27 protein-coding genes and 1 pseudogene are annotated in these 26,206 nt (G+C 72.5%); 14 read left to right on the plus strand and 14 right to left on the minus strand.

Going from position 1 to position 26,206, the window contains the following annotated elements:
- Positions 1 to 27: 27 nt before the first annotated feature.
- On the minus strand, positions 28 to 411 hold the full coding sequence (locus IE212_RS35540) for a cold-shock protein (protein WP_033312231.1): 384 nt from the start codon (positions 409 to 411) through the stop codon (positions 28 to 30).
- Between the two features lie 163 nt (positions 412 to 574).
- On the opposite strand from IE212_RS35540, the gene IE212_RS18670 reads away from it, so the two are divergent.
- On the plus strand, positions 575 to 817 hold the full coding sequence (locus IE212_RS18670; RefSeq protein ID WP_190199012.1) for a hypothetical protein: 243 nt from the start codon (positions 575 to 577) through the stop codon (positions 815 to 817).
- Here the strand turns inward: IE212_RS18670 and IE212_RS18675 are convergent.
- Together IE212_RS18675 and IE212_RS18680 are read right to left on the minus strand one after the other, a co-directional pair.
- Positions 802 to 1,419, minus strand: a complete 618-nt coding sequence (locus tag IE212_RS18675; protein WP_190199013.1) for an HAD family hydrolase — start codon at positions 1,417 to 1,419, stop codon at positions 802 to 804. The two genes, IE212_RS18670 and IE212_RS18675, sit on opposite strands and share 16 nt — an antisense overlap.
- Positions 1,420 to 1,805: 386 nt before the next feature.
- Complete coding sequence (locus tag IE212_RS18680) at positions 1,806 to 2,822, minus strand: hypothetical protein (protein WP_190199014.1); 1,017 nt, start codon at positions 2,820 to 2,822, stop codon at positions 1,806 to 1,808.
- A gap of 152 nt (positions 2,823 to 2,974) precedes the next feature.
- Here IE212_RS18680 and IE212_RS18685 point away from each other — a divergent pair, with 152 nt between their 5' ends.
- Positions 2,975 to 5,611 carry a helicase-associated domain-containing protein gene (locus tag IE212_RS18685; protein ID WP_190199015.1) on the plus strand — a complete coding sequence of 879 codons (2,637 nt, stop codon included), beginning with the start codon at positions 2,975 to 2,977 and terminating at the stop codon, positions 5,609 to 5,611.
- 139 nt (positions 5,612 to 5,750) lie between these two features.
- Positions 5,751 to 7,394, plus strand: a complete 1,644-nt coding sequence (locus IE212_RS18690; protein WP_190199016.1) for a DNA repair helicase XPB — start codon at positions 5,751 to 5,753, stop codon at positions 7,392 to 7,394.
- Here the strand turns inward: IE212_RS18690 and IE212_RS18695 are convergent, their stop codons facing one another.
- On the minus strand, positions 7,395 to 7,583 hold the full coding sequence (locus IE212_RS18695) for a hypothetical protein (protein ID WP_190199017.1): 189 nt from the start codon (positions 7,581 to 7,583) through the stop codon (positions 7,395 to 7,397). It lies immediately after the preceding gene.
- A 282-nt stretch (positions 7,584 to 7,865) separates the two neighbouring features.
- Here IE212_RS18695 and IE212_RS18700 point away from each other — a divergent pair, with 282 nt between their 5' ends.
- The gene (locus tag IE212_RS18700) at positions 7,866 to 9,947 is read left to right on the plus strand and encodes a HelD family protein (protein ID WP_190199018.1); all 2,082 of its coding nucleotides are present in this window, start codon (positions 7,866 to 7,868) and stop codon (positions 9,945 to 9,947) included.
- Positions 9,948 to 9,984: 37 nt separating this feature from the next.
- Here the strand turns inward: IE212_RS18700 and IE212_RS18705 are convergent, their stop codons facing one another.
- The 4 genes from IE212_RS18705 to IE212_RS18720 form a co-directional block, all read right to left on the minus strand.
- Entirely contained in the window at positions 9,985 to 10,725 is a 741-nt protein-coding gene (locus IE212_RS18705) for an SDR family NAD(P)-dependent oxidoreductase (RefSeq protein WP_190199019.1), read from the minus strand.
- Between the two features lie 96 nt (positions 10,726 to 10,821).
- Complete coding sequence (locus tag IE212_RS18710; protein ID WP_190199020.1) at positions 10,822 to 12,339, minus strand: AfsR/SARP family transcriptional regulator; 1,518 nt, start codon at positions 12,337 to 12,339, stop codon at positions 10,822 to 10,824.
- Positions 12,340 to 12,551: 212 nt separating this feature from the next.
- A complete protein-coding gene (locus IE212_RS18715; RefSeq protein ID WP_190199021.1) occupies positions 12,552 to 13,244 on the minus strand; it encodes a copper homeostasis protein CutC in 693 nt (230 codons plus the stop codon).
- A 105-nt stretch (positions 13,245 to 13,349) separates the two neighbouring features.
- A complete protein-coding gene (locus IE212_RS18720) occupies positions 13,350 to 14,030 on the minus strand; it encodes a maleylpyruvate isomerase family mycothiol-dependent enzyme (RefSeq protein WP_190199022.1) in 681 nt (226 codons plus the stop codon).
- Positions 14,031 to 14,077: 47 nt separating this feature from the next.
- On the opposite strand from IE212_RS18720, the gene IE212_RS18725 reads away from it, so the two are divergent.
- Together IE212_RS18725 and IE212_RS18730 are read left to right on the plus strand one after the other, a co-directional pair.
- Positions 14,078 to 14,722, plus strand: a complete 645-nt coding sequence (locus IE212_RS18725) for an HD domain-containing protein (RefSeq protein WP_190199023.1) — start codon at positions 14,078 to 14,080, stop codon at positions 14,720 to 14,722.
- Between the two features lie 28 nt (positions 14,723 to 14,750).
- Positions 14,751 to 15,827 (plus strand): GNAT family N-acetyltransferase, encoded by a 1,077-nt coding sequence (locus IE212_RS18730; protein WP_190199024.1) that lies wholly within the window; start codon positions 14,751 to 14,753, stop codon positions 15,825 to 15,827.
- On the opposite strand, the gene IE212_RS18735 is transcribed toward IE212_RS18730, so the two are convergent.
- The gene (locus IE212_RS18735; RefSeq protein WP_190199025.1) at positions 15,800 to 16,087 is read right to left on the minus strand and encodes a DUF4031 domain-containing protein; all 288 of its coding nucleotides are present in this window, start codon (positions 16,085 to 16,087) and stop codon (positions 15,800 to 15,802) included. The two genes, IE212_RS18730 and IE212_RS18735, sit on opposite strands and share 28 nt — an antisense overlap.
- A 33-nt stretch (positions 16,088 to 16,120) precedes the next feature.
- Complete coding sequence (locus tag IE212_RS18740) at positions 16,121 to 16,504, minus strand: DUF8819 family protein (protein ID WP_190199026.1); 384 nt, start codon at positions 16,502 to 16,504, stop codon at positions 16,121 to 16,123.
- 56 nt (positions 16,505 to 16,560) lie between these two features.
- On the opposite strand from IE212_RS18740, the gene IE212_RS18745 reads away from it, so the two are divergent.
- Both IE212_RS18745 and murQ read left to right on the plus strand, forming a co-directional pair.
- Positions 16,561 to 17,496 carry a MurR/RpiR family transcriptional regulator gene (locus tag IE212_RS18745; protein ID WP_190199027.1) on the plus strand — a complete coding sequence of 312 codons (936 nt, stop codon included), beginning with the start codon at positions 16,561 to 16,563 and terminating at the stop codon, positions 17,494 to 17,496.
- 45 nt (positions 17,497 to 17,541) lie between these two features.
- Positions 17,542 to 18,483 carry an N-acetylmuramic acid 6-phosphate etherase gene (gene murQ, locus IE212_RS18750; RefSeq protein WP_190199028.1) on the plus strand — a complete coding sequence of 314 codons (942 nt, stop codon included), beginning with the start codon at positions 17,542 to 17,544 and terminating at the stop codon, positions 18,481 to 18,483.
- 13 nt (positions 18,484 to 18,496) lie between these two features.
- On the opposite strand, the gene IE212_RS18755 is transcribed toward murQ, so the two are convergent.
- Positions 18,497 to 19,444, minus strand: coding sequence for an alpha/beta fold hydrolase (locus tag IE212_RS18755; protein WP_190199029.1), 948 nt, complete (start codon positions 19,442 to 19,444; stop codon positions 18,497 to 18,499).
- 96 nt (positions 19,445 to 19,540) lie between these two features.
- On the opposite strand from IE212_RS18755, the gene IE212_RS18760 reads away from it, so the two are divergent.
- Positions 19,541 to 20,155 carry a TetR/AcrR family transcriptional regulator gene (locus IE212_RS18760; protein WP_190199030.1) on the plus strand — a complete coding sequence of 205 codons (615 nt, stop codon included), beginning with the start codon at positions 19,541 to 19,543 and terminating at the stop codon, positions 20,153 to 20,155.
- A 10-nt stretch (positions 20,156 to 20,165) separates the two neighbouring features.
- On the opposite strand, the gene IE212_RS18765 is transcribed toward IE212_RS18760, so the two are convergent.
- Positions 20,166 to 20,675, minus strand: a complete 510-nt coding sequence (locus IE212_RS18765; RefSeq protein ID WP_190199031.1) for a DUF6624 domain-containing protein — start codon at positions 20,673 to 20,675, stop codon at positions 20,166 to 20,168.
- Between the two features lie 193 nt (positions 20,676 to 20,868).
- A pseudogene (locus IE212_RS18770) lies at positions 20,869 to 21,060 on the minus strand (hypothetical protein); the annotation flags it as partial.
- Positions 21,061 to 21,174: 114 nt separating this feature from the next.
- On the opposite strand from IE212_RS18770, the gene IE212_RS18775 reads away from it, so the two are divergent.
- The 5 genes from IE212_RS18775 to IE212_RS18795 all read left to right on the plus strand — a co-directional run bounded on the left by IE212_RS18775 (position 21,175) and on the right by IE212_RS18795 (position 24,602).
- Positions 21,175 to 22,014 (plus strand): helix-turn-helix domain-containing protein, encoded by an 840-nt coding sequence (locus IE212_RS18775; RefSeq protein WP_190199032.1) that lies wholly within the window; start codon positions 21,175 to 21,177, stop codon positions 22,012 to 22,014.
- On the plus strand, positions 21,998 to 22,210 hold the full coding sequence (locus IE212_RS18780; RefSeq protein WP_190199033.1) for a DUF397 domain-containing protein: 213 nt from the start codon (positions 21,998 to 22,000) through the stop codon (positions 22,208 to 22,210). Before IE212_RS18775 ends, IE212_RS18780 begins: the two co-directional genes overlap by 17 nt.
- A gap of 208 nt (positions 22,211 to 22,418) precedes the next feature.
- Positions 22,419 to 23,273 carry a hypothetical protein gene (locus tag IE212_RS18785; protein ID WP_190199034.1) on the plus strand — a complete coding sequence of 285 codons (855 nt, stop codon included), beginning with the start codon at positions 22,419 to 22,421 and terminating at the stop codon, positions 23,271 to 23,273.
- Positions 23,274 to 23,332: 59 nt separating this feature from the next.
- On the plus strand, positions 23,333 to 24,013 hold the full coding sequence (locus IE212_RS18790) for a Uma2 family endonuclease (RefSeq protein WP_229864431.1): 681 nt from the start codon (positions 23,333 to 23,335) through the stop codon (positions 24,011 to 24,013).
- A gap of 13 nt (positions 24,014 to 24,026) precedes the next feature.
- Positions 24,027 to 24,602, plus strand: a complete 576-nt coding sequence (locus tag IE212_RS18795; RefSeq protein ID WP_190199035.1) for a hypothetical protein — start codon at positions 24,027 to 24,029, stop codon at positions 24,600 to 24,602.
- A gap of 4 nt (positions 24,603 to 24,606) precedes the next feature.
- Here IE212_RS18795 and IE212_RS18800 read toward each other — a convergent pair whose 3' ends face one another.
- A complete protein-coding gene (locus IE212_RS18800) occupies positions 24,607 to 26,163 on the minus strand; it encodes a carboxylesterase/lipase family protein (RefSeq protein WP_190199036.1) in 1,557 nt (518 codons plus the stop codon).
- Positions 26,164 to 26,206: the final 43 nt, after the last annotated feature.

Here is a 26,206-nt window from a genome sequence, read left to right on the forward strand (position 1 = left end):
CGGCAGGGCCTGTCCGCCGGACGGGCCCTACACGTCCAGCTGGTCGGCGACCGCGCGCAGCAGGCCGGCGATCTTCTTGCCGGCGGTCTTCTCGGGGTAGCGGCCCCGCTCCAGCATCGGGGTGATGTTCTCGAGGAGGGTCGTCAGGTCCTGGACGATGGAGGCCAGCTCGTCCGGCTTCTTGCGGGTCGCGGCGGCGACCGATGGGGTCGGATCCAGGATCGCCAGGGACAGCGCCTGGTCGCCGCGCTGTCCGGCGACGACACCGAACTCCACGCGCTGACCCGGCTTGAGCGTGTCGACTCCGGCGGGCAGGACGGAGGAATGGACGAAGACGTCACCGCCGTCGTCGCGGGAGAGAAAGCCGAAGCCCTTCTCGCTGTTGAACCACTTGACCTTGCCGGTAGGCACGTCTGTCCTCGTCCTCGTACTCGTCGGAAAACTGCTTCTGGAAACGGCTCTTGATAGCACTCGGGCGGGTCGTACGGACCCGCCGGTACCAAGGCTAATGCTCTTGCAGCCGGTGACAAGACGTCACCCGGTTGTTCTTCGCGGTGGGAACTACCCTGGTCGGGTGCGTGACAAAACCCAAACGAATTCCGCCGCTCCCGGTGACCGCCTGGTCCGTGCCGGTGCCATCGTCTTCTTCATCGGTGCGGTGGCCACACTGGTCACGGTCGCCCCGCTGTTCCTCGGGACGACGCCCTTTCCGACGTACATGTTCGGATTGAGCATGCTCATGGCAGTCGGATTCCTGATGGCCGGTGCGGGAGTACTGCGTTCCGTCGCAGCGGGCCGGCGTCAGGCGCGCCGGTAGTCCGAAAACCATCCGGGGAATTCGGTCAGGTCCGTGAGAACGACGTCCGCGCCCGCCGCGCGCAGTTCCTCCGGGGGGCAGGGGCCGGTGGCGACCGCGACGGACAGGGCGCCGGCCGTCCGGGCGCCGCGTACGTCTCCGACGTGGTCGCCGACGTAGACGCCCGCGTCGTGCTCGCGCAGCGCCTCGGCCTTCTGCTCGGCCCACAGGTCGCCGATGACCGCGTCGGGCTCGATGCCGAGGTGCGCGAGGTGCAGTTTGGCGTTGGGCTCGTACTTGGCCGTGACGACTATCGCGCGTCCGCCGGCCTCCCGGACGGCCGCTACGGCCTCCCGGGCGCCGGGCAGGGCCGGGGTCGCCGCGATGGCGATGGCGGGGTACATCTCCCGGTACACGTCGGCCACGGTCGCGACCTCCTCGGCCGGGAACCAGTTGATCAGCTCCTCGGCCAGCGGCGGCCCGAGCCGCGTGACCGCCAGGTCGGCGTCGATGTACGTGCCCGTCCGCTCGGAGAGGGCCTGGTAGCAGGCGCGGATGCCGGGGCGGGAGTCGATGAGGGTCATGTCCAGGTCGAAGCCGACGGTGATCGCCATGTGGGCCATTGTGCCCGGAGCCGTCCCGCTCAGCCGCGTCCCGCTCAGCCGCGGGCATACGTGCCGCCAGGGGCGGCACGGGTGGGCGCAGCGGCACCCCGCACCGCCGGGCTGCCCAACGCCCCGGGCCCAGCACCCACGCCCCGGGCTGGGACCTGCCCGCAGTACACCCGCCCGCAGCCAGGTGCCCGCCTACCTCCGGCGCTGGGAACGCCAGAGCAGGAACGTCCCGCTCAGCCGCGTCCCGCTCAGCCGCGGGCATACGTGCCGCCAGGGGCGGCACGGGTAGACGCAGCGGCACCCCGCACCGCCGGGCTGCCCAACGCCCGGGCCCAGCACCCACGCCCCGGGCTGGGATCTGCCCGCAGTACAGCCGCCCGCAGCCAGGTGCCCGCCTACCGCCGGCGCTGGGAGCGCCAGAGCAGGAACAAGGCCGATGCCACCGCCGCGGCCCTCACCACCCACGGCCAGGTCTCCGCCACCGCGTCGTTCATGTGGCCCTCGGCGATGGGGGCGCCCCAGCGGCCGTCCGTCCTGCCCCAGAGCCAGAGCAGGCCGCCCGCCACGGCGAGGCCCGGCAGGATCACGACCGCCCACTTGGTCTCCGCCTGGGTGAGGCGGCGGGACGCGTACGCGATGAGCCAGCCGAGGATCAGTACGAACCAGTTGCCGAGGACCGCGCCCGCGACGAGGAGGCCCGCGGCGATCAGCAGGAGGGGGTTGCTCCAGCCCCCGGCCGGGAGGGCCGGGAGGCGGCGCCGGGCCTTGGCGGTGGCGGCCTCTTCCGTCACCTCGACCGCCTCGACCGCCTCAGCGGGAGGGGCTGGGTCCTTCGCCGGCTGCGTCTTCCGCTGCTGCGGCGGCTTCAGCAGGTCCGGCAGCTCCACGCCGCCCACGAAGCCCGGCACCTCGTCGCCCACGCCGAACGGGCTGCTGTCCACCCGCCACCAGTCCGGCTGGACGGCACTGTCCCCGAGCTCGTGCCCGGCGGCCAGGTGCGGCGGGGCCGGGCCGTCGGAGGCGGCGGGGCGTGGTTCCCCGGCGGGTCGCTCCGGACGGGGGCGCGGCACGACGCGCCGCAACCCTCCCCGGGGGCGCTCACCGTGCTCCTGGGGTTCGCCGGGCTCACGGTCGCGCTGCGCGGGGACGGCCGTGGGGGCCTCCGACGGACCGCCGGTCCCGGTGCCGCCCGCGGCCGCCGAGACGACCTCGTCGGGGCTGCCGAGGCGGGACAGGATGCGGCGGACCGCGGCGGGCGAGTCGACGGTGACCTTGGCGCGGCGTTTGTCGATCTCGTTGCGCAGGTCCGCGACCAGACGCATGCGGGTGGCCGACGACAACTGCCGCTGCTGCGCCACGTCACCGACGCGGCTCAGATACTCGTAAACGACCTGGTCGCTCTCAATCCCCACGAAGTCCCCTCCGGGGCAGGTGCCTTGGCTGACGCCGTCGCACGACGGTACCGCGAGGACGAGCGGGTGGCCCAAACGCCGGCCAGGCCCGGCCGCACACAGCCCGCGCACCAGCGGGTCGGCCCCGGAGGCGACCCGCTAACGTTGAGCGGATGAGCACCGAGGACAGGCGCCCGGCCCCCCGTTCCCTCGCGGAAGCGCTCCGCGGGCGGGACGACGCGTCGCTGGGCCGACTCCTGCGCGGTCGGCCGGATCTCATCACGCCCGTGCCGACCGACCTCACGCAGCTCGCGACCCGCGCCGGCACCCGGGCCTCGGTCGTACGGGCCCTGGAGCGGCTGGACCGGTTCGCGCTCCAGACGGCGGAGGCCCTGGCCGTGGCGGCCGACCCGGCGACGTACGACGAGCTGCTCGGGCTCATGGCCGGGGACGAGTCCGACCCGGCTGTCGTCGCGGCCCTGCCGCACGCCCTGGACACCCTGCGCGAGCAGGCCCTGGTCTGGGGCGGCGACGACCGGCTGCGGCTGGTCCGGACGGCTCGTGAGCTGCTGGCCCCCACGCCTCAGCACCCCTCGCCGACGGGTCTTGGCCCGACGGTCCAGGAGGCCACCGCCGGGATGTCCCCCGGACGGATCCAGGAGATCGTCACCACCGCCGGGCTGCCCTCGACGCACGACTCGGTGTCCGCGGTGACCGCCCTCACCGGCCTGTTCACGGACCGGAGGCGGATGGCCGCGCTGCTCGCCGGGGCGCCCGCCGACTCCCTGGAGGTGCTGGAGCGGCTGGTGTGGGGGCCGCCGTACGGGCAGGTCACGCCCGACCCGGCGCCCCGGCTGCGGTGGCTGCTGGACCGGGGGCTGCTGCTGCCGACGGCGCCGGGGACGGTCGTGCTGCCGCGCGAGGTCGCCCTGCACCTGCGGAAAGGACTGGCGCACCGGACGCCCGAGCCGGTACCGCCGGTGGTCGAGGTCAAGGCCGCCCACCGTCCACAGGTTGTGGACAGCACCGCGGCCGGACAGGCGTACACCGCGCTCGCGACCGTCGAGGAGCTGCTGAAGGACTGGGACGAAGGCGGGCCCGCGGTGCTGCGGGCGGGTGGGCTCAGCGTGCGGGACCTGAAGCGGACCGCCGTCGCCCTGGACGTGCCCGAGCCGGTCGCCGCGTTCTGGGTGGAACTGGCGTACGCGGCCGGTCTGCTCGCCTCGGACGGGGAGGCCGACGAGCGGTACGCGGCGACCCCGGTGTACGACGAGTGGCTGGAGCTGCCGGCCGCCGAGCGCTGGTCGCGGCTGGCCACGGCGTGGCTCGCGGCGACCCGGACGGCCGGGCTGGTGGGCGGACGGGACGCGAAGGACCGTACGTTGTCGGCGCTCGGGCCGGGTCTGGACCGTTCGGCGGCGCCCGAGGTACGGCACCGGGTGCTGGCGCTGCTGGCCGGTCTGCCGGAGGGCGCGGCGCCGGAGCCCGAGTCGGTGCTTGCCCGGCTGCGCTGGGAGCGTCCCCTGCGCGGCGACCGGCACGAGGGCGACCTGCGCACCCGGCTCGCCCGGTGGGCGCTGTCCGAGGCGGAGCTGCTGGGCGTCACGGGCAGGGGCGCGCTGTCCTCGCACGGCCGGGTGCTGCTGGGCGCGCGGGCGACGCCCACCGCCGGAAAGACGCGGGTGGCGCGGGCTCCCGGTGGCGACCGGGCGGGGACGCCGTCCGGAGACGGCCCCTGGGCCGATACCCCGGGCGACGGCACCGCGGCACAGGCCGCCGCGCACGCACCCTCGGGCCCCGGGGACAAGCTCCCCGTCCATCACCGCGGCCACCCCGTCACCCCCCTCTCCGCCGCCGAGCAGGCCGTCGCCTCCGCCGCCGCGGCCCGGCTCCTCGCGCCCCTGCTGCCCGAACCGCTGGACCACGTCCTGCTCCAGGCCGACCTGACGGCGGTCGCGCCCGGCCCGCTGCAGAAGCACCTCGCCGACATGCTCGGGGTCGTCGCGGACGTCGAGTCCAAGGGCGGGGCCACCGTCTACCGGTTCACGCCCGGCTCGGTGCGGCGCGCGCTCGACGCCGGGCAGGCCGCCTCCGACCTGCACTCCTTCCTCGCCGCGCACTCCCGTACGCCGGTGCCGCAGCCGCTCGCGTACCTGATCGACGACGTGGCCCGCAGGCACGGCCGGCTGCGCGTGGGCGCGGCCGGCGCGTATGTGCGCTGTGACGACGACGCCATGCTGAGCGAGATCCTCGCCGACAAGCGGGCCGCCGCCCTGGGGCTGCGCCGGATCGCTCCGACCGTGCTGGCGGCGCAGGCCGACCCGGCGGGGCTGCTCGAAGGGCTGCGCGCGATGGGGTTCGCGCCGGCCGCCGAGTCCGCCGAGGGCGATGTGCTGATCACCCGCGCCCTCTCCCACCGCACCCCGCCCCGCACGGCGCCCGAGCCGGTGCCGGACGGTCCGCCGGTCCCGGACGACACCCTCCTCTCGGCGGCGCTGCGTGCCGTGCGGGCCGGTGACCTGGCCTCCACCACTCCGCGCAAGCCCGGCTCGGCCCCGGCGGTGAACGGTGAGCTGCCCCGCACCGGTTCCGCCGAGACCCTCGCCACGATGCAGGCCGCCGTCCTGACCGGCGAGGCCCTGTGGATCGGCTACGTCAACGCCGAGGGCACCGCCAGCCAGCGGGTCATCGCCCCGGTCCGCGTCGAGGGCGGCTTCGTCACCGCGTACGACCACACCGCGGACGAGGTCCGCACGTATCCGCTGCACCGGATCACCGGGGTCGCGGAGCTGGCCGGCGACGCGGACTGACGGCCGCCCGCCACCACCCGGAACAGATCCCGGGGCCGCGCGGATCACAGCACCCGGCGCGGACGATCAGGCACACTGGACGATTGGCCGAGTCGTTCGAACCGTCCGAGCCGTCCGGCCGTAGGAAAGGGTGCCGCGCGTGAATGGTCCGCTGATCGTCCAGTCCGACAAGACCCTCCTCCTGGAGGTCGACCACGAGCAGGCCGACGACTGCCGTCGGGCCATCGCCCCGTTCGCGGAGCTGGAGCGGGCGCCGGAGCACATCCACACCTACCGGGTGACCCCGCTGGGCCTGTGGAACGCCCGGGCGGCGGGTCACGACGCCGAGCAGGTCGTGGACGCGCTGGTGCAGTACAGCCGGTATCCGGTGCCGCACGCGCTGCTCGTCGACATCGCCGAGACGATGGACCGCTACGGCCGCCTCACCCTGTCCAAGCACCCGGCGCACGGACTGGTGCTGACGACCACGGACCGTCCGGTGCTGGAGGAGGTCCTGCGGTCGAAGCGGATCGCCCCCCTGGTCGGCACCCGGATCGATCCGGACACGGTCGCCGTGCACCCCTCCGAGCGCGGGCAGATCAAGCAGACCCTGCTGAAGCTGGGCTGGCCGGCCGAGGACCTCGCCGGGTACGTCGACGGCGAGGCCCACCCGATCGAGCTGGCCGAGGACGGCTGGGCGCTCAGGCCGTACCAGAAGCAGGCGGTGGAGAACTTCTGGCACGGCGGGTCGGGCGTCGTCGTCCTGCCCTGCGGTGCCGGGAAGACGCTGGTGGGCGCCGGGTCGATGGCCCAGGCGAAGTCGACCACGCTGATCCTGGTCACGAACACCGTCTCGGCGCGGCAGTGGAAGCACGAGCTGGTGAGGCGGACGTCGCTCACCGAGGACGAGATCGGCGAGTACAGCGGGACGCGCAAGGAGATCCGGCCCGTCACGATCGCCACCTACCAGGTGCTGACGACCAGGCGGAAGGGCGTCTACCCGCACCTGGAGCTGTTCGACTCGCGGGACTGGGGGCTGATCGTCTACGACGAGGTGCACCTGCTTCCGGCGCCGGTCTTCAAGTTCACGGCGGACCTCCAGGCGCGGCGGCGGCTCGGCCTGACGGCCACCCTGGTCCGCGAGGACGGCCGTGAGTCGGACGTGTTCTCCCTGATCGGGCCCAAGCGGTTCGACGCGCCCTGGAAGGAGATCGAGGCGCAGGGCTACATCGCGCCCGCCGACTGCGTGGAGGTCCGGGTCAACCTGACGGACTCGGAGCGGCTCGCGTACGCCACGGCCGAGACGGAGGAGAAGTACCGCTTCTGTGCGACGACCGACACCAAGCGGAAGGTCACCGAGGCGATCGTCCGCCGCTTCGCCGGGCAGCAGATCCTCGTCATCGGCCAGTACATCGACCAGCTCGACGAGCTGGGTGAGCATCTGGGCGCGCCCGTGATCAAGGGCGAGACGTCGAACGCGCAGCGGGAGAAGCTGTTCGACGCCTTCCGGGAGGGCGAGATCAGTGTGCTCGTGGTGTCCAAGGTCGCGAACTTCTCGATCGACCTGCCCGAGGCGACGGTCGCCATCCAGGTGTCCGGGACGTTCGGCTCACGCCAGGAGGAGGCCCAGCGCCTCGGCCGCGTGCTCCGCCCCAAGTCCGACGGCCACCAGGCCCACTTCTACTCCGTGGTCGCCCGGGACACCATCGACCAGGACTTCGCCGCCCACCGGCAGCGCTTCCTGGCCGAGCAGGGGTACGCGTACCGGATCATGGACGCGGACGAACTGCTGGCGGAGAGCTGATCACTTGCGGCGGACCACGCCGACTTCCTCTCCGTACTGACCGAGGATGATCACGTCGAAGGCGGCGCCCGCGAAGACCCTGACGGCACGCAGGGCATCGCCGAGGCGGTGCGGGTGGCTGCCCGTCACCGCGGTGGCGCCGGGCGGACGGCCCGGGCCCGGGGCTGGGGAAACGGTTGCTGCGCTCATGTCTCCATGGTGCGTTTTCGCCCGTAAAGCCCGCGTCGGTCTCGGGACCGAACTTTCCGACGGCCCTCGTACGCCCGCGGGGCGAGCCTTCCCCCTAGGGGGACGAGCGGGCAGCTAGGGGGACAAGCGGGCAGCGGCGCGAAAACCGTTCGCGGCCGCCGCCCCCGCTCCTCTAAGATCTCCGCTCTTGCCCGCCTCCCTCGCGGAGTGCCGCCGACCGGACGGAAACCGGCCGGCTTCCCACCGCCGTCACCTCAGCAGGTATCCCTCGGAGGCACTCCCTTGTCCACGCCCGTCGACGACCCGCTCGCGCGTGAGCGCTCCCACCTCTCCGCGTCCCGTTCGGCCCTGCGTGCCATGCGTGAGGACGTCGAGGCCCTCGACATCAGCGACGTCACCGCGAACTGGGTCAACGCCGAGGTGCTGGCTCACCAGATCGAGGAGCGCATCAAGGCCTTGGCCGACCTCAGTGACACGCCGCTGTTCTTCGGCCGGTTGGACTATCTGCACGCTCCGGGCGGTGACCAGGCGGAGGGAGCGGAAGGGGAGCGCCCGCAGCCGGAGGCTGCCTATCAGACACTGCACATCGGGCGTCGGCATGTGCACGACGCCGACGGCGACCCCATGGTGATCGACTGGCGCGCACCGGTCTCGCAGCCGTTCTACCGGGCGTCCAAGAAGGACCCGATGGACATCGCGCTGCGCCGCCGCTTCGGCTACACCGGCGGTGACCTCACGGCGTACGAGGACGAGCACCTGTCGGACCCGGCCGAGGCGGCGAAGACCAGCAGACTCCTCCAGCAGGAGATCGAGCGTCCGCGCGTCGGCCCGATGCGGGACATCGTCGCGACGATCCAGCCCGAGCAGGACGAGATCGTGCGCTCCGGCCTCGCCGGCACGGTGTGCGTGCAGGGCGGCCCGGGCACCGGGAAGACCGCCGTCGGCCTGCACCGGGTCGCCTTCCTCCTCTACGCCCATCGCGAGCGACTGGCCCGCACCGGCACCCTCGTCATCGGCCCCAACCGTTCCTTCCTGCACTACATCGAGCAAGTCCTGCCCGCACTCGGTGAGTTGGCCGTCCGGCAGGCCACGGTCGACGACCTCGTGGCACACGTCGAGATCAGGGGCACCGACGACGCGGCGGCCGCTGTCGTCAAGGGTGACGCGCGCATGGCGCAGGTCCTGCGCAGGGCCCTCTACGCACACGTCACGATGCCCAGCGAACCGGTCGTGGTGGTGCGCGGTTCCCGCCGCTGGCGCGTCCCGGCGTACGAACTGCAGGACATCGTCGAGGAGTTGCTCGGCCGCGACATCCGCTACGGCGCCGCCCGCGAGGCCCTGCCGCAGCGCATCGCGCACGCCGTGCTGGTGCAGATGGAGCGCTCCGGAGAGGCCCCGGACGACCGGGTGCAGGACGCGGTCGCCCGGTGCAGCGCGGCCAAGGCTGCGGTGAAGGCGGTCTGGCCGGCCGTCGACCCGGCGAAACTGGTGCTGCGGCTGCTGTCGGACGCGGAGTTCCTCGCGGTGCACGCGGAGGGCATCCTCGATGAGGACGAACAGAAGGCGATCCTCTGGGCGAAGCCGGCGCGCAGCGTCAGGTCGGCCAAGTGGTCGGCCGCCGACGCCGTCCTGGTCGACGAGGCCACCGACCTGATCCAGCGCACCCACTCCCTCGGACACGTCGTCCTCGACGAGGCGCAGGACCTGTCCCCCATGCAGTACCGGGCAGTCGGCCGCCGCTGCACCACCGGCAGCGCGACCGTCCTCGGTGACCTGGCACAGGGCACCACACCGTGGGCGACGCGAAGTTGGGAGGAGGCGCTGACCCACCTGGGCAAGCGGGACGCCGTGATCGAGGAACTGACAGCCGGTTTCCGCGTGCCGACGGACGTCATCGCCTACGCCTCCCGGCTGCTGCCGCACATCGCCCCGGGTCTCGCCCCGGTGGTGTCGATCCGCGAGAACCCGGGCCGCTTCGAGGTACGTCCGGTCTCCGGCACCCCGGACGTGGTCGAGGCCTGCCGCGAGTCGCTGCGCCACGAGGGCTCGACGGGCCTGATCGCGGCGGACGCGCGGGTCCCGGAACTGGCCCGCGCCCTGACGGAGGCCGGGATCGCGTACCTCGGTCCCGGCGAGGAGACGACGCAGGAGTCCCGCCTGACCCTGGTCCCCGCGTCGCTCGCGAAGGGTCTGGAGTACGACTACGTGGTCCTGGACGAGCCGCAGGCCGTGGTCGACGGCGAGCCGGACGAACGGACGGGGCTCCGGCGCCTGTATGTGTCGCTGACGCGAGCGGTGTCGGGGCTGATCGTCACGCACGCGGCCGGGCTGCCGCCGCAGTTGGCGTCACCTGCCCGAGGCTGAAGCGTCGGGCAGATGACGCCCCGCGCACCGTGCCGGCTCAGGTCGCGACCAGGCCGCCGTCGGCGGTGAGCACCGCGCCGGTGATGTAACTGGCCCGGTCGGAGGCCAGGAACAGCACGGCCTCGGCGATCTCCTCGGGCTCGCCGGCGCGGGTGAGCGGTGCGCTCCGGCTGAACTCCTCGAACATCTCGCCCACCGTCTCGACGGCCGTGTCGGTGCGGATCGGGCCGGGCGCCACGGAGTTGACGCGCACGCCCGCCCCGCCGAACTCGACGGCCCAGGACCGGGTCAGCGCGTCCATCGCGGCCTTGGTGGCGTTGTAGACGGAGCCGACCGGGGTGCCGATCTGCCCGGCGATCGACGACACGTTGACGATCGCGCCCTTCCCCTTCGCCACCATGGCCGGCACGAGCGCGGCCGTCAGGAAGTAGGTCGCGCGAACGTTGACGCCGAACACCCGCTCGTAGCTGTCGAGCGGCTGCTCGGGGGTCGTCGAGAACGGGAAGATGCCGGCGTTGTTCACGAGCACGTCCACCTCGCCGGCCTCCTTGGCGAGCCGCCGGACGTCGTCGATGTCCGCGACGTCCGCGACGACGAAGTGGCCCGTTCCGCCTGCCCGCTCGATCAGTTCGACGGTCTCCTTGCCGAGCTCGGCCCTGCGCCCGGTCACATAGACGGTGGCACCCGCCTCCGCGAGCTTGACCGCGATCGCGCGGCCGATACCCGACGTGGCGCCGGTGACGAGTGCCTTCTTGCCCTGGAGTTCGTTGGTTGACATGCCTGCAAATCTGGCCGCGACACATCGTCAGGGCATAATTTCCGGATATACGGCCTGGTCAGGTGCGAGACGCCGAATCGGAGACGTCGCGATGAGTCAACCCGTCAGGGCCGGTGTGCGCAGCCTGAAGTAGAAGCGCACGAACCGCGGCAGCCGGTAGCGGCCGAGTACGAGCGGCTCGATCAGGTGCACGCCCGCGAGCGACTCCAGCACCATTTCGATCTCACCGGGGTCGGCGCCGGACAGGTCCGCCGCCCTCTGACTGTCGATCACCTCGGCGTCCTGGCGTGCGAAGCACATGAGCATGTGCCGTTCCGGATCGCTCAGCCGCTCCTCGGCCGCGATCAACGGGGCCAGCATCGCGACGCAGTCGGACGGGATCACTCCGGCGAGCTTGCCCTCCCGTTCCATCTGCTGCAGCACCATCCCGATCGTCCAGTGCGGACGTGAGCTGAGCCTGCCGCCGATCACCCTGATCGGGCCCGGCAGTCGCGAGAGGCGTTCCAGCAGCACCCCGGCCTGCTCGGGTTCCGCGTCCACCCGCGCCGGGCCGAGGACCTTGCGGAAGAAGTCCCGCGCCTCCCGCTCGGCCAGCCCGGCGGTCTTCAGCCAGGTCACCCCGGGCAGCTCGTCCATCCGGCGGACGCTGGTGAGGATCATCGCCGAGCCGGGCGTGGCGAGATCGCGTACCGTCGCCGCGTCCTGCACGTCGTCGACCACGACCAGGAACCGCTTGCCGCGCGCCTTCTCCCGCCACAGCGCGGCCCTGTCGCCGACGGGGTTCTCCACGCCGACCGCGCGCAACAGCTCGCCGGCGACGTCCCGGCCCCTGACGAAGATCTGTCCGTCCGGGAAGCGGCCCTTGACGAGGTGGCCGATCCGGGTGGCCAGCGCGGTCTTGCCGCTGCCCCGCATACCGGTGATGCCCACGGTGCCGGGCAGCGTCCGCAGAGCCTGCGCGATCTCCTCGGCGCGGCCGGTGAAGTCGACCAGGTCCGGCAGCAGTTGCTCCGGTCTGCGCGGCGCGCTGAGATCGCCGTTGAGGATCCGCGCGTGGACCTCGCGCAGCTCCGGCCCCGGTTCGAGTCCGAGTTCCTCGTTGAGGAGCGCGCGCGCCCGGTGGAAGTGGTCAAGTGCTTCGCCCTGCCTGCCCTCCAGGTACAGCGCGCGCATCAACAGGGCGCGCGGTCGTTCCCTGAGCGGGTGGGCGGCGACGTGCTTCTGCAGCTCCAGCACGTCGAGTTCGCGTTCGAGGCAGTCCTCCCGCACCTTGAGCCGGTAGTCGCCGAGCCGCACCCGTTGCGCGTCGAAGTAGGCGCTCCGGAGGCCTTCCAAGGGCTCGCCGCGGCAGTCGTCGACGATCTCCGCGCGGACCGTGTATCCGCCGTCCATGGACTTCAGGTGGAGTTCCGGAAGCGTCTTGCGGATCTTGTACACGTACGTCCGCAACGCCATCAGCGCACTCGGCGTCGGTTCGTCCCAGACCATGCCGATCAACTGTTCGTTGCTCAGCCGGATGCCGTTGTTCAGCAGCAACGCCGCCAGGACCGCCCGCTGCTGGCGCGGCCCCAGTCCGACCTCCTCCTCGTCGCGCCAGGCTCGTACCGGACCCATCAGTGAGAAGCGCAGGCTCATGCAACGTCACAACGCGCGGCCCCATTCCCTGCTTCCCCGTACCGAGGCGACCGGTCACCGAGGCCCCCGGGGACCAGCGGGCGACAAGAGTCCGCTCAGTCTCAGCGACACGCCGTACGCCCCGCGTGTCGCTGAGACTCAGACGACAGTTGTGGTCGCCGACCCAGTCAACCCGGCTCAGCGGGGGACGGTCAGGCGGCGTCCAGGGCGGTCCGCCAGCGCGTGACGGCGTCCGCCGACACCGGCGCCTCCCAGCCCTCCGGCCGGGCGGCCCCGCCGATGTGGAAGCCGCCGACCCCGGCCTTCAGCAGTGCCGGCACGTGGTCGAGCCGGAGCCCGCCCCCGACCAGGAGACGCTGCTCGTATCCCGGCTCCCCCTGCCGGGCCGCCTCCGCGAGCAGTACCGAGAGCCCGTCGTCGACCCCGTCCGCCGATCCGGCGGTCAGGTACGTGTCCAGCCCCGGCATCCCGTCGAGCTGTTTGCGCAGGGCATCCCGGTCCGCGGCCCGGTCGATGGCCCGGTGGAAGGTCCAGGGGCGGCCGTCCAGCGCTGCCACGACCCGCTCCACGGCCGCCAGGTCCACCCCGCCTTCCGCGTCGAGGAACCCGAGTACGAACTCCTCGGCCCCGGCCTGCCGCAGCTCGGCGGCCACGCGGACCAGCCGGCCGACGTCCCCGGCCGCGAAGCCGTCGGCGAGCCGCAGCATCACCCGCAGCGGGATGTCGACGGCCCGGCGGACGCCGGTGACGGTCGCGGCCGACGGGGTGAGCCCGTCGGCCGCCATGTCGGTGACCAGCTCGAGCCGGTCCGCGCCTCCCGCCTGGGCGGCGACCGCGTCCTCGACGTCGAGGGCGATCACCTCCAGGACTGCACGCTCGCTCATGGGGCCCCTTTGCCGGCTCGGCGCCGGCGCTCGGCAACAGGTCTAGTCCAATCACAGACTACGCTGCCCACTCCCGCCGGATCCCAAGCCCCCGGGGGACACGGCTCACCCGAAGATGTTGAGCTCCTTGACCTCCACCCCGGCCAACTCGAAGGACGGCGCACCGTCGACCGGCCGGCCGGTGCACAGCCGCACCAGGGTCGGCCCGTCCCCGATGAAGCGCCCCGGGGGCCGCTCCCCGCCGCTCTCCCCCAGCCGCAGCGGTTCGTCCTGGTCGTCGAGGTCGGCGTGCAGCGGCACGTGCCCGCGCTCACGGGTGATGCGGGCGAGCAGCGCGAGCGCGTCCGGCAGCCCGTCACCGCCGTACGCGTCCGGCTCCCCGAGTGCCTCGCGCACGTCCCCGGCGTGCACCCACTCCCCCAGGGCGAGCCCGTCCAGCTTCCCTCCGGCGTCGGCGATCACCGGACCGGCCTCGGTCATGCCCCGCCACAGCTCGTCGACGATCTCGGCGTTGCTCCACCCGTCGCGTTCGGCGATGTCGCGGTCGTTCGACTCGGGCGAGAACACGCCCGGCTCGAACCTGCCCTCCACCACCCGCATGAGTGCGGCCGAGCAGTGCGCCAGCACGTGGCGGACCGTCCAGCCCGGGCACGCGGCGACGGGCCGCGCGAAGTCCTCCTCGGCCCTGCCCCGCAGCAGCGGGATCAGCGCGTCACGCTCGATCGTGAGCAGCCGGCCGGGCTGCTCGGGGTCCCGTACGTCGTGCACATCAGCAGGAGTCGTCATGCACCCCACGCTAGGTGCCACAAGGGGGTCGGCGGGAGAATGACCCCATGGCCGATCTCGACGCCCTCCGCACCCGCTTCGCCAGGACCCTGGAGTCGGCCAGGGGCCCGGCCGCCGGCCCGGATCCGATGCCGTACGCCGACGACCTGCTCACCCGCTGGCGGGAGCCGCAGCGCCGCTACCACACGGTCGAGCACCTCACGGCGGTCCTCGACCACATCGACGTACTTGTGGAGTACGCGCGGGACCCGGACGTGGTCCGGCTGGCCGCCTGGTTCCACGACGCGGTCTATCTGCCCGAGCGTTCGGAGAACGAGGAACGCTCGGCCCGCCTCGCCGAACGCGCCCTCCCGGAGGCCGGCGTCCCAGCCGCGAAGACGGCCGACGTGGCCCGGCTGGTCCGCCTCACCGTCACCCACGACCCCGCCGACGACGACCCCGACGGCCAGGTGCTGTGCGACGCCGACCTGGCCGTCCTCGCCTCGCCCCCGTCGGCGTACGCCGCCTACACCGCGGCCGTCCGCGAGGAGTACCACTTCGTCCCCAGCGACGCCTTCCGCACGGGCCGGGCCGCCGTCCTGCGTCAACTCCTGGACATGCCAAGGCTGTTCAGGACCCCGCACGGAGCCGCGAAGTGGGAGGCCACCGCCCGCTACAACCTCACCGCCGAGCTGGAAATGCTGTCGCTCTGACCGGACCTCGCCGCATAGCCTGCCCCGTATGGGAGACATGGGCGGGGAACGCGTGCAGGAAGCCGTGGCGGGTTCCGTGGCGGCGCTGGGGGCGGCCGTGGACCGGGACTGGGAGGCGGTGCCGGCGCAGGGACTGGAGTGGAACTGCCGAGACACGGCGGTGCACGTCGCCGTGGCGCTGCTCCGGTACGCCGGCCAGCTGGCCGGACGCGCGGCCGACGAGCGCATCCCCTTCGCGTTCGGCCTGGAGGAGGGCACCGGCAACGACAGTGTCCTGCGGGTGATCGAGACGACCGGTGCCCTGCTCACCGCCGCCATCCGCACCACCCCCCGCGAGGTCCGGGCCTTCCACCCGTTCCCCTTCCGCAGCGCGAACCCCGAGGGCTTCGCCGCGATGGGCGTGGCCGAGGTGCTGCTGCACACCCATGACATCGCCGCGGGACTGGGCCTCGCGTACGAACCGGACCCGGAGCTGTGCGACTTCGCCCTCACCCGGATCTTCCCGCACGTGCGGCCCGGCCCGGACCCGTGGCGGACCCTGCTGTGGGCCACCGGTCGCGGAGACCTGCCCGGACGCGCCCCGGTCACTCAGTGGCTGTGGAGCAACAACATGGTGATCCCCACCGAGCGGCTCACCCTGGAGGGCCTCACCCCGGCGGCGGCGAACGACCTGGCCACGGTGGGCGACGGCGGCTTCGAGTGGATCGAGGGCGGCCCCCTGGAAGGCACCCGGATCGGCGCCGGCCTGGTGTTCAAGCAGTACGAGGACGGCGTCCACCGCCCCGAGTGGGGCACCTACGTGCTGGTCCGCCGCGAGGACGGGCGGGCGCTCGGCGCCATGGGGTTCCACTCCGTCCCCGACGAGGCGGGGCGGGTCGAGATCGGCTACGACCTCGTCGAGGCGGCCCGGGGACACGGGTACGCCACGGAGGCGCTGCGCGCCCTGTCGGCGTGGGCACTGGGCCGGGACGAGGTACGGACCGTGGTCGCCAATGTCGAGCGGGACAACGCGCCCTCGCGGGGCGTCCTCGCCCGCGCCGGGTTCGAGGCCGTCGCGCAGGACGTCGACCAGATCACCTACGAGCTGCGCGAACCAGGCGCCTGAGCCCGCCCCTTCGGCCGCCGCAGCCCCGCCCCGTGCAGCAGCCGCACCACCTCGCGGCTGCTGACCTCCACGGCCCCGGCGTCCACCGCGTCCGCGTACCGGTGTTCGGGGATGTCGTAGTGGTCGCGTTCGAAGGCCCGCCGGGGCACGCCGAGGCGTGCGGCGAAGGTGTGCAGTTCGTCGTAGGAGACGTCGCTGATCAGGTGGGACCACATGCGGCCGTGCCCGGGCCAGGCGGGCGGATCGATGTAGATCGTCACGAGGACCTCACATGGACCTCACGCGGACCGGCCTCATGAGGCCCCCGCCCCGCCGATCGCCTCGCCCAGCGACCCCACCGCCGCCACCTTCACGCCCGCCTCGCTGCACACCCAGTGCGGGTCGGGCCCCAACTCCGGCTGCACGTCCAGGGCGTGCGGGTCACCGGTGCCGCAGACCGGGCACAGCGGCCAGCGGCCGTGGCGCTCCAGCAGGGCGTCCTGCACGTCCTGCGCGACCAGACCGGCCACGTAGGCGGCGCCCTCCGGCCACTGCTCGACCCACCAGCGCCGCTCCACGACGGACTGCTCGACCAGCGACACGACGTCCGCCTCGGCGACGCGTCCCGCCATGAGGTCGGCCAGCACGAGGGCGCGCGCGGCGTGCAGGGCCTGCTCCAGGGGGCTGATGGGGTCCATGCCCCCCATTGTGCGCACTCTTGACCGAGACGCCGAGCCGAAAATATCTTTCAACGGTGACCCGTGACGTGAAGGAAACTTTCTCAGGCGGCCCCGGGGCCGTGCCGGGCACGCTCGGCACGCCACCCGCCCCCGCCGCCCTCGCGGCCAAGGTCCGCACGCTGGGCCCGTCGATGACGCGCTCCATGCAGCGCGTCGCCGAGGCCGTGGCGGCCGACCCGGCCGGCTGCGCGGCCCTCACGGTCACCGGCCTCGCCGAACTCACCGGCACCAGCGAGGCGACCGTCGTACGCACCGCGCGGCTGCTGGGCTATCCGGGTTACCGGGACCTGCGCCTGGCCCTCGCCGGCCTCGCCGCGCAGCAGCAGTCCGGCCGCGCCCCGGCCATCACGACGGACATCGCGGTGGACGACCCGATCGCCGACGTGGTCGCGAAGCTCGCCCACGACGAGCAGCAGACCCTCGCCGACACGGCCGCCGGCCTCGACACCGTCCAACTCGGCGCCGCCGTCACCGCGCTGACCGGCGCCCGCCGCACCGACGTGTACGGCGTCGGGGCGTCCGGACTGGTCGCCCAGGACCTGACACAGAAGCTGCTGCGCATAGGGCTGATGGCGCACGCCCACAGCGACCCGCACCTCGCCGTCACCAACGCCGTGCAACTGCGCGCGGGAGACGTCGCCATCGCCATCACGCACTCCGGTTCGACCGGGGACGTCATCGAGCCGCTGCGGGTCGCCTTCGAGCGCGGCGCGACGACGGTGGCGATCACCGGCCGCCCCGGCGGCCCGGTCACCCAGTACGCCGACCACGTCCTCACCACGTCCACCGCGCGGGAGAGCGAGCTGCGTCCCGCGGCGATGTCGTCCCGGACCGGGCAGCTCCTTGTGGTGGACTGCCTCTTCGTGGGGGTGGCGCAGCGGACGTACGAGACGGCGGCGCCGGCGCTCTCGGCGTCGTACGAGGCGCTGGCCCACCGGCACCGCTCCTGAGGCCGCCGCCACGCCCAGCCCGGAAAGACACGGAAAGAGCCGTCCATGACATCCGCCTCCGACCCCCGTGAACCCCGTGAGCTCAGAGCCGAGCTGGAGGCCCTGACCACCGAGGCGTTCCGGCCGGAACTCGCCGACATCGACCGGCTGCCCACGCTCGACATCGCGCGGCTGATGAACGGCGAGGACGCCACCGTCGCCGGGGCGGTCGCGGCGCGACTGCCGGAGATCGCCGCCGCGATCGACGCCGTGGCCGACCGGATGGCCCGGGGCGGCCGCCTGGTCTACGCGGGCGCGGGCACGGCGGGCCGGCTGGGCGTCCTGGACGCCTCCGAGTGCCCTCCCACGTTCAACACCGACCCGTCCAGGGTGGTCGGCCTGATCGCGGGCGGACCGGACGCCATGGTGACCTCCGTCGAGGGCGCGGAGGACTCCCGGGAACTGGCCCGGGCCGACCTGGAGCGCCTCGCCTTGACCCCCGACGACACGGTGGTCGGCATCTCCGCCTCCGGCCGCACGCCCTACGCCGTCGGCGCCGTCGAGTACGCCCGCACCCGCGGCTCCCTCACCCTCGGCCTCGCCTGCAACGCCGGCAGCCCGCTCACCGCCGCCGCCGATCACGGCATCGAGATCGTCGTCGGCCCCGAACTGCTCACCGGCTCCACCCGTCTGAAGGCCGGCACGGCGCAGAAGCTCGTCCTCAACATGCTCTCGACGATCACGATGATCCGCCTGGGCAAGACCTTCGGAAACCTCATGGTCGACGTCCGCGCCTCCAACGCCAAACTCCGCGCCCGCTCCCACCGCATCGTCGCCCTCGCCACCGGCGCCGACGACAAGGAGATCGAGGACGCCCTCACCGCCACCGGCGGCGAGGTGAAGAACGCGATCCTCGCCCTCCTGGCCGACGTGGACGGACCGACGGCGGCCCGGCTCCTGGCGGAGTCCGGCGGACATCTGCGGGCGGCTCTGGCGGCACGCCCGTAGGGCCCTTCTGCCGTCAGGCGGTCGCGCCCGGCGCCTTCCCCGTATGGCGCAGGATCTCCTCGGCCAGGCGGTCGTCCAGCGCCGCGGGCAGGGTGTGGCCCATGCCCTCGATCATGACCAGACGGGCGCCCGGGACGGCGGTGGCGGTGGCTTCGGCGTGCGCGGGCGGGAACATCGGGTCCTCGGTGCCGTGCAGTACCAGCGTCGGTGCCGTGACGGAGGCCAGCTCCGCCGTGGAGCCCACCGGGGCGGCCCCGGCGAGCGTGTGGTTGAGCCCGGCCCGCAGATCACGCGCCCTCTCGTACACCCGGCGCTCCATCGCGCGGTACTCGTCCTCGTGGAACGGCAGCACCGGCCCGTGCAGCACACGCCACAGCGGCAGCCGGGCGGCCAGGTATCCCTCCAGGCCCGCACCCGGTTCGGGGAACGCCGAGACGAGCGCGGCCAGCAGCTCGGGCTTCGGCGGAGGCAGTTCGCCGTCGAGCGCGGGAGCCCCTTCCATCGCGCGCTGCACCGCCGCAGCGGTGTCCGTGCCGAGAGGCTGGGACGACAGACTCGTCAGGGTCAGCACCCGGTGCGGGTGGGTGACGGCCAGCCGCTGGCCGATGACACCCCCGAGGGAGGCACCCACCACGTGAGCACGCTCCACCCCGAACCCGTCCAGGACCGCGAGCGCGTCGGAGGCCATGTCGGCGACGGTGTACGGCTGGTCGGCGAAGTCGACCGTGGAGGAGCGTCCGGTGTCCCGGTGGTCGTAACGGATGACCCGGCGACCCCCGCCCACCAGGCGGCGGACGATCCCGTCGTTCCACTGAACACCCTGCGCCTGCGCACCCATCACCAGCAGCACCGCCGGGTGGTCCGGGTCTCCGAACTCCTCCGCCCACAGGTCGATGCCGCCCGCACGGACCATCCGCTCACGGCCCACCAGGTACTCGATCTCTTCTTTATTTTCCTGCATGGTCGTTCAGGTTAATGGGTTCGGGCGGGTCACGCACCTGCTTTCCGGGTCGGTGCGGGTTGGACGCCGGGAGCCCCGCCCGGGCACGCTGACCCCATGGCGGGTGTCAAGGGGCAGGTGCAGAAGCGTGGCGTGGAGCGCCGCCGCGCCATGGTCGATGCGGCGATCGAGCTGTTCGCGCGTCAGGGGGTGCGCGGCACCGGAGTCGCCGCGATCGCCGAACGCGCCGGCGTCACCCCGTCCGCGCTCATCCACCACTTCGGCAGCAAGGACGCTCTCGTACGAGCCGTCCTGGAGGAAGCCGACCGGCGCGCCCTGGAACGGCTGTCCATCACCGAGGCAGCCCAACCCACCCTGGACGAGGCGTTCGACTGGTTCATCCGGGACGCCGAGCACACCGCCGCCACCGAACGGGCACTGGCCGCCCTGCACACCACCCTGACGGCGGAGAACCTGGACCCCGGTTCCGTACTCCACACCTGGTTCCGCGACCGCGGCCGGGCACTGCGAGCGCACCTGGCCGACCTCTTCACGCGCGCCATGGCCGACGGTTCGGCCCGCGCGGGCCTCGACCCCGACGCCCTGGCGGCCGAGACGGCCGCGTTCCTCGAAGGCGCCCACCTGCTGTGGCTGCTCGACCCCGAGCGGGTGGACCTGGTCTCGGTGCACCGCGGCTACTTCGAGGGGCTGGCGTCCCGGATCCGGCCGTGACCGGGCCCCTCTAGGCCCACCGCGCCACGTAGTCGGCGAACGGCTCGATCCCGACACCCGCGCGCAGCTCGTCGACGCGCTCGGGCTCGACGCAGGGCCAGGGGATCGGCGAGCCGTCCTCCCGGACACCGGCGATCTGGGTGCCGTAGACCTGCTCCCGCCCCTCGTTCACGAGCATCCGGTCGCGCAGGAACGCCAGCTCCCGGGCCCCGGCCGCCCCCGCCTCCACGGCCCCCTCCAGCAACCGCAGCGCCCGCCGCTGCACGTCCAGTTGCCGGTCGGCGTGCTGGGCGATGAGCCAGGCGGCCCGCGCGGCGTCCGCACCGACCAGGGCGGCGGTGGGCCAGCCGACCTCGTCCATGATCTCGTTCAGCCGGTCCCCGTGCCGCGCGGTGAGCCGCCGCCACGCGAGCTGCTCGGCCGGGTCGTCACTGTTGGCGGCTCCCCTGACGGCCATCTCGTGGTCGGCGGCGGCCATGGCGGTGAGTTCCTCCGAGAGGGCCGTCAGGTCGCGGGTCATGGACAACTCCCTTGCTGTTCAGGCTGCTTGACAGAACCCTAAAGCCGCATTCAGCCCGAAAAGATCATTCCGGAGGACGGTGACACGGGGGCCTCCGAGGCGGGATACTTGATCTACGCCGATCAGCCGAGGGCTCGTCTCACCTCGACCTCACATCCCGGTTGACCTGCCTCACCCGCGCCCGCAGGGCCTCCCCCACGGGCAGCGAGCGCAGTACGTCGGTCAGATGCTCGGCCGTCCGTACGTTGCACCGCCCCAGGTCGACCAGGGCGAACGGCTCGTCACTCGCGGCCGTGACCGGGTCGACGCACAGGGACGGCAGCACGACACCGACTCCCTTGAGGGCTTCCCGCAGCGACTCCACGACTTCATCGGTCGAGCGCACCTTTCCCTACCTCCACGCTGAGTTTGTGATTCACCACACAGCGTGGCCGCTGGGTGCCTAACCTGGCCATACGCGACGTTCCAACAACCCCATGTGTGCGACAGGGAGTTGCCCATGCCCGGCCCCAGGGATCTCGACCCGTCCTCCTCCCCTCGGGCCCTCCTGGGCGCCGAGCTCCGCCACGCCCGTGAGAAGGCCGGCCTCAGCCAGGAGGAAGTGGGGCAGCGGCTGTTCGTGAGCGGGTCGTTCATCGGGCAGCTGGAGGCGGGGACGCGGCGGATGCAGCGGGAGTACGCGCGGTTGCTGGACGAGGTGCTGGGGACGGGGGACTTTTTTCAGCGGAACTGCGGGGTGACGGCGAAGTCGAAGTATCCGGAGCACTTTGCGGAGGCAGCGGAGGCAGAGTGCCGGGCGGTGGCCATCAGGGAGTTCGCGTCGATGCTGATTCCCGGGCTGCTCCAGACCCCCGCCTACGCCCGGGCTGTGTGCCGCGCATATCAACCGACGGCACCGGACGAGGAGATCGAAAAGAGGGTGGCCGCCCGCATGGAGCGGACCCGCATCCTCGACGATCCAACAAAGCCGTTGTTGTGGGCCGTGATTGACGAGTCGGCGTTGCGGCGGGTGACAGGTGGGGCGGATGTCATGGCCGAGGCCCTGCGACACATCGCCGACCTGGCCCGTCGTAGCCGGTCCATCGTGCAGGTGCTGCCGTTCGACGCGGGGGCGCACCCGGCCATGCAGGGATGCGTCAAGCTGATGGACTTCGACGACGCGCCACCGCTGGTGTACCTGGAAGGGGTGGGCACCGGGCGCCTGGAGGACGACCCCGCCACCGTCGCGGAGTATCGGTTCTACTACGAGTTCCTCGCGGCCTCCGCACTCTCGCCGGAGAAGTCCCTAGCACTGCTCGAAGCAATGGCCCAGGATTACAAGCATGAGGAACATCCCTGATTCCGACCTGTGCGCGGCCACCTGGCACAAGTCCAGCTACAGCGGCGGCAGTGGCGACAACTGCTTGGAACTCACGCACGACTTCCCCGCCGTTGCTCCCGTCCGTGACTCCAAGATTCCCCACGGCCCGAAGCTCGTGTTCCGGGCCACGGCCTGGGCCACGTTCGTCGCGAACCTCAAGGACGAGACGGCCTGAGCTTCGGGATCCGGGCTTCGAGCCCCCTTTTCAAGGAATGGGTGGAGGGCCTCAACCCGCCCTCCCGCCCCGCGTGTTGACTTGACGCGTTCGGCTTGCCACGGACGGTGACCAACCTCTAGCGTTCCCACATACGCAACAGCCCCCGCCCGGTGCGCCAACACCTGCGGGGGCTTAACCAACGGCATCGAAGAACAGGTTCGATCCCATGGCTGAGTCTCAGCTTAGTGCTGCCTCCCCGTCCGCGCACCCGATGGCGAACCCTGGATACGGCAAGCGTTCCGCCCCCGACCAACTCCCCCGCAGCGACCACGACTTCACGGCGCTCCCACCCCGCGAAGCAGCCATCGCCGCCTACCTCGACCGGCTCCCCGACGGCGCCGACATCTCCGTGAAGACGCTGGCCAAGCAGCTCCCGTACGGACAGTGCGCCCTCGGCACCGCCCTCAACCGCCTCCAGGAGGCAGGCCACCTGCGCCGAGGTCGCGAGTGCGTGACGGCGGACGACGGCAGCTCCCGCTGGATCACCCGTTCGTGGTGGTCCCGCACCGCCCGCGACGACGACTGGTGGGCGGCCTTCACTCGCGGCGACGTACCAAGGTCAACGCAGCAGCGTCCCACCCGCTCCCGCGCCCACATCCTCCTGGCCGCCCTCGGCCGCACGGCACCCGCCCTGTCCCTCTCCCAGGCCGACTGCGCGACGCTCGCCCCGCTGGTGACGGACTGGTTCGAGCGGGGCGCCTCGGAGGACGACGTGGTGCGTGCGCTCACGGCCGGCCTGCCGACGCCCGTCCACCACCCAGCCGCCCTGGTCCGCAACCGCCTGACCAGCAAACTCCCGCCTCGACCCACCCCACGCCCGCCCCTGCGCGTCCTGGAGTGCGCGAACTGCGGTACGCCGGGGCGCCCGGAGTCATTGCCAGGAGGTCGTTGCAGCGCCTGCCGGGGCGAACGCACCCCCGCGCAACCCCCCGCACCCCTGTCCGCCCCCACGGTTCACGACCGCGCGGCCCAGATCCGCGCCGCGATGTCCCAACGACGCCGAGAGAAGGCATCCACATGACAGCTCCTACGGTCCGACGCCACCGACCGGGGGCACGATGGAGGAAAGGAGGCGACGCCATGACCCCAGAGACCGCTGACCGCCCTCAGATGGACGTCGAAGACTTCGACGAACTCGTTCGCAGGGCTCCGAGGGAGATCCGGAACAGGCTGGAGTTCTTGGGTGGACGGTTGTGCATCCGACACGGCCCGCTCGACGTGGACGAGTTCGAGGAGCTTGCCGCGGCAGCACCCGAGACGGTGCGGCTGGAGTACATCAATGGAAAGGTAGAGGTCAAGGCTGTGCCGGACGGCAACCACCGCTCGATCTTCATGTGGCTGCTGCGCCAGTGCATGCAGCACCGTCCTGACCTGGATCTCGTACCCGAGTCGGGTGTCAAGGCCGAGACCTACCGCAAGGGCCGCGCTCGTACGGACGGGACTCTCGTGCCGGTCGACCACTTCCGGGGCGATGGCGAGTGGTCCGACCCCGACGGTGCTCTGATGGCCGTGGAGATCACCTCCCACGACCGCGACACCGATCAGCGCGACCGCATCGACAAGCCGGTCGGCTACGCCGGGGCCGAGATCCCCGTCTACCTCCTGATCGACCGCGACAACCACACCGTCACGGTCTTCAGCGAACCCAAGGACGGCCGCTACCAGCAGGTCTCCCCGCATCCCTGGGGCGCCACCGTCGAGCTCCCCGCCCCCGTGAACATCACCCTGGACACCGAGAAGCTCAAGGACTACGCCGACTGACGACAATGGCACCATGAACCACGCCCAGCTCACCGCCCTAGGCCGCGCCCTCCGACTCCTCGGCGAGCACGGGGAAGCCCTCGGATCCGACACCCCGGACGCCAAGCTGCACGAGGTCAAGGCGGACGTGCGGCGGGCCCTGGAGCTGCTGGAGGAGAGCGTCACGGCGGCCAAGCCCACCACCCGCTGCCCCGAGCATCCGAACGGCCCCGTCGACAAGGGCGCGCCCGACCTCTGCCTGCTGTGCGAGACGCGGCGCCGGGCCGCCCGCCGGGACGAGTTCAACGGGCCCGCCCCGAACCCCCAGCAGCCCACCGAACACCCCGTGCAGTCCCGTTACGGCGTGCGCGGCGACCGCCCCCAGCCCCAGCAGCGCTGGCTGCCGGAGCTGTGGAACGGCCAGTCCTGGCAACTGTGCGGCACGCCGCGCCGGGACCGCCGCGAGGCGGAGCTGTTCATCGCCGCGCAGCGGCGTGCGCCCCGGGCCGCCATGGCGTACCGGCTGGTGCACGAGTTCACCGACTACGAGGTGCTGCGGGTGTGGGGGACGCCGGTGCGCGTCGACATCGAGCCGATGGGCAACCTCTAGCGGTTCACCGCAGCGGCAGCGGCGAGAAGTCGTACCCGTCCCACAGCCGCCGCGACGCCTCCTCCGGGTAGGCCGTGACCACCGGCTCCGCGTCCAGCACCTGCACCAGCCGCTCCGCAGGGTCATACGCCGGCCAGCCCGGGTCGCCGGTCCGCGCGAACGCCGTCCAGGACGAGCGGAAGCGGGACGACAGGGCCTGGGCCTCGGGGGACGGCTCGGCGCCGGCGAACAGCAGCGCCCCGAGGTCCGCCCCGAACGTTCCGAAAAGCAGGGGGATGTCCAGGCCGTGGCAGGCGCCCAGCGCGCCGCCGTTGCCGGGGGCCGGCCAGGTCAGTTCGTAGAGGTGGGCGCGTCCGCCGCCCGCGTGCTGCGCCTGCGCCAGGTGCAGGGAGGGCATGCTGAACAGCCAGTCCGTCTGGACGCGTTCGTACAGCTCGCTCGGGGAGGCGTCGGGGAAGGCCGTGCGGTAGGCCTGTTCGCCGTCGGGGCCGGGAGCGAAGAGACGCAGGGCCGAGGCCGCCTTCTCCTCGGGGATCCGGCCCAGTTGACCGGCTATGGCGATGAAGAGGCGGTACTCGTCCCGGTTGTGGCCCACCAGCAGGTCGATGTCCTTCGCGGCACCGGACCTCAGTGCCTGCCACGGCGTCGTCGGCAGCACCTCGCCGTCGACCACCGGCGAGAACGGGGTGGAGGTCGGTGCCACTTGGCCCCAGCGGTCGAGGTACTGGAGCATCTTCGTGCTCAGCGTCTCGCCCGCCGCGGGCAGGCGGCGCGGGTCCACCGTCGACAGGTCGGCGACCGTGGGACGCAGTCCCACCTCGGCGGCGATGGCGGTGCCGATGTCCCTGGCCAGCGCGTCGGAGAAGAATGTCCCCGGCACGCTCTGCGCGATCGCCCGCCCGAACAGTCCGGCCGCGCGCGGCATGGCGAGCAGTGAGGCGATGGACCCCGCGCCCGCGGACTCGCCGAAGACCGTGACCTGCCCGGGGTCGCCGCCGAAGGCCTCGATGTTGTCCCGGACCCACTCCAGCGCGGCCACCTGGTCGAGCAGTCCGCGGTTGGCGGGCGCCCCCTCGATGTGGGCGAAGCCCTCGATGCCGACGCGGTAGTTGAGGGTGACGACCACCAGGTCGCCGTCGGCGGCGATGCGCCGGGCGTCGTAGCCGGGGCTGCCGGAGTGGCCGAGCTTGTAGGCGCCGCCGTAGATCCACACCATCACCGGGCGGCGGGCGGCCGGGTCGGCTTCGGGAGTCCAGACGTTGACCGTGAGCCAGTCGTCGCCCTGGGGCACATTGATCAGGCCCGGTCCGCCCATCAGGGCCAGGTCCTGCGGGGGCGGCGGGCCGAAGGCGTACGCGTCCCGTATGCCGTCCCAGGTGTGGGCGGGCCGCGGGGCCTGGAAGCGGGCCTCGCCCACCGGCGGTGCGGCGAACGGGATGCCACGGAAGACGGCGAGCCCCTCCTCCCTCCGGCCCCGGACCGCACCGGCGGTCGTTCGGACCACCGGCGCGGCTCCCTCAAAGGCGCCGCCCCTCGGCGGGCTGGGCTCGGTCGTCGTCATCTGGATCTCCTCACAACGCGATGTCGGTGAACAGACGCCCGGT

This window comes from Streptomyces djakartensis (genome assembly GCF_014651075.1).
Classification (GTDB): domain Bacteria; phylum Actinomycetota; class Actinomycetes; order Streptomycetales; family Streptomycetaceae; genus Streptomyces; species Streptomyces djakartensis.

What these genes read in the sequence shown, in the direction of transcription:
- IE212_RS18675 (WP_190199013.1), bottom strand. Translation starts at nt 1,419, where the DNA reads ATGGCCCACATGGCGATCACCGTCGGCTTCGACCTGGACATGACCCTC.
- IE212_RS18685 (WP_190199015.1), top strand. Translation starts at nt 2,975, where the DNA reads ATGAGCACCGAGGACAGGCGCCCGGCCCCCCGTTCCCTCGCGGAAGCG.
- IE212_RS18695 (WP_190199017.1), bottom strand. Translation starts at nt 7,583, where the DNA reads ATGAGCGCAGCAACCGTTTCCCCAGCCCCGGGCCCGGGCCGTCCGCCC.
- IE212_RS18705 (WP_190199019.1), bottom strand. Translation starts at nt 10,725, where the DNA reads ATGTCAACCAACGAACTCCAGGGCAAGAAGGCACTCGTCACCGGCGCC.
- IE212_RS18710 (WP_190199020.1), bottom strand. Translation starts at nt 12,339, where the DNA reads ATGGGTCCGGTACGAGCCTGGCGCGACGAGGAGGAGGTCGGACTGGGG.
- IE212_RS18715 (WP_190199021.1), bottom strand. Translation starts at nt 13,244, where the DNA reads ATGAGCGAGCGTGCAGTCCTGGAGGTGATCGCCCTCGACGTCGAGGAC.
- IE212_RS18720 (WP_190199022.1), bottom strand. Translation starts at nt 14,030, where the DNA reads ATGACGACTCCTGCTGATGTGCACGACGTACGGGACCCCGAGCAGCCC.
- IE212_RS18725 (WP_190199023.1), top strand. Translation starts at nt 14,078, where the DNA reads ATGGCCGATCTCGACGCCCTCCGCACCCGCTTCGCCAGGACCCTGGAG.
- IE212_RS18730 (WP_190199024.1), top strand. Translation starts at nt 14,751, where the DNA reads ATGGGAGACATGGGCGGGGAACGCGTGCAGGAAGCCGTGGCGGGTTCC.
- IE212_RS18740 (WP_190199026.1), bottom strand. Translation starts at nt 16,504, where the DNA reads ATGGACCCCATCAGCCCCCTGGAGCAGGCCCTGCACGCCGCGCGCGCC.
- murQ (WP_190199028.1), top strand. Translation starts at nt 17,542, where the DNA reads ATGACATCCGCCTCCGACCCCCGTGAACCCCGTGAGCTCAGAGCCGAG.
- IE212_RS18755 (WP_190199029.1), bottom strand. Translation starts at nt 19,444, where the DNA reads ATGCAGGAAAATAAAGAAGAGATCGAGTACCTGGTGGGCCGTGAGCGG.
- IE212_RS18760 (WP_190199030.1), top strand. Translation starts at nt 19,541, where the DNA reads ATGGCGGGTGTCAAGGGGCAGGTGCAGAAGCGTGGCGTGGAGCGCCGC.
- IE212_RS18765 (WP_190199031.1), bottom strand. Translation starts at nt 20,675, where the DNA reads ATGACCCGCGACCTGACGGCCCTCTCGGAGGAACTCACCGCCATGGCC.
- IE212_RS18775 (WP_190199032.1), top strand. Translation starts at nt 21,175, where the DNA reads ATGCCCGGCCCCAGGGATCTCGACCCGTCCTCCTCCCCTCGGGCCCTC.
- IE212_RS18780 (WP_190199033.1), top strand. Translation starts at nt 21,998, where the DNA reads ATGAGGAACATCCCTGATTCCGACCTGTGCGCGGCCACCTGGCACAAG.
- IE212_RS18785 (WP_190199034.1), top strand. Translation starts at nt 22,419, where the DNA reads ATGGCTGAGTCTCAGCTTAGTGCTGCCTCCCCGTCCGCGCACCCGATG.
- IE212_RS18790 (WP_229864431.1), top strand. Translation starts at nt 23,333, where the DNA reads ATGACCCCAGAGACCGCTGACCGCCCTCAGATGGACGTCGAAGACTTC.
- IE212_RS18795 (WP_190199035.1), top strand. Translation starts at nt 24,027, where the DNA reads ATGAACCACGCCCAGCTCACCGCCCTAGGCCGCGCCCTCCGACTCCTC.
- IE212_RS18800 (WP_190199036.1), bottom strand. Translation starts at nt 26,163, where the DNA reads ATGACGACGACCGAGCCCAGCCCGCCGAGGGGCGGCGCCTTTGAGGGA.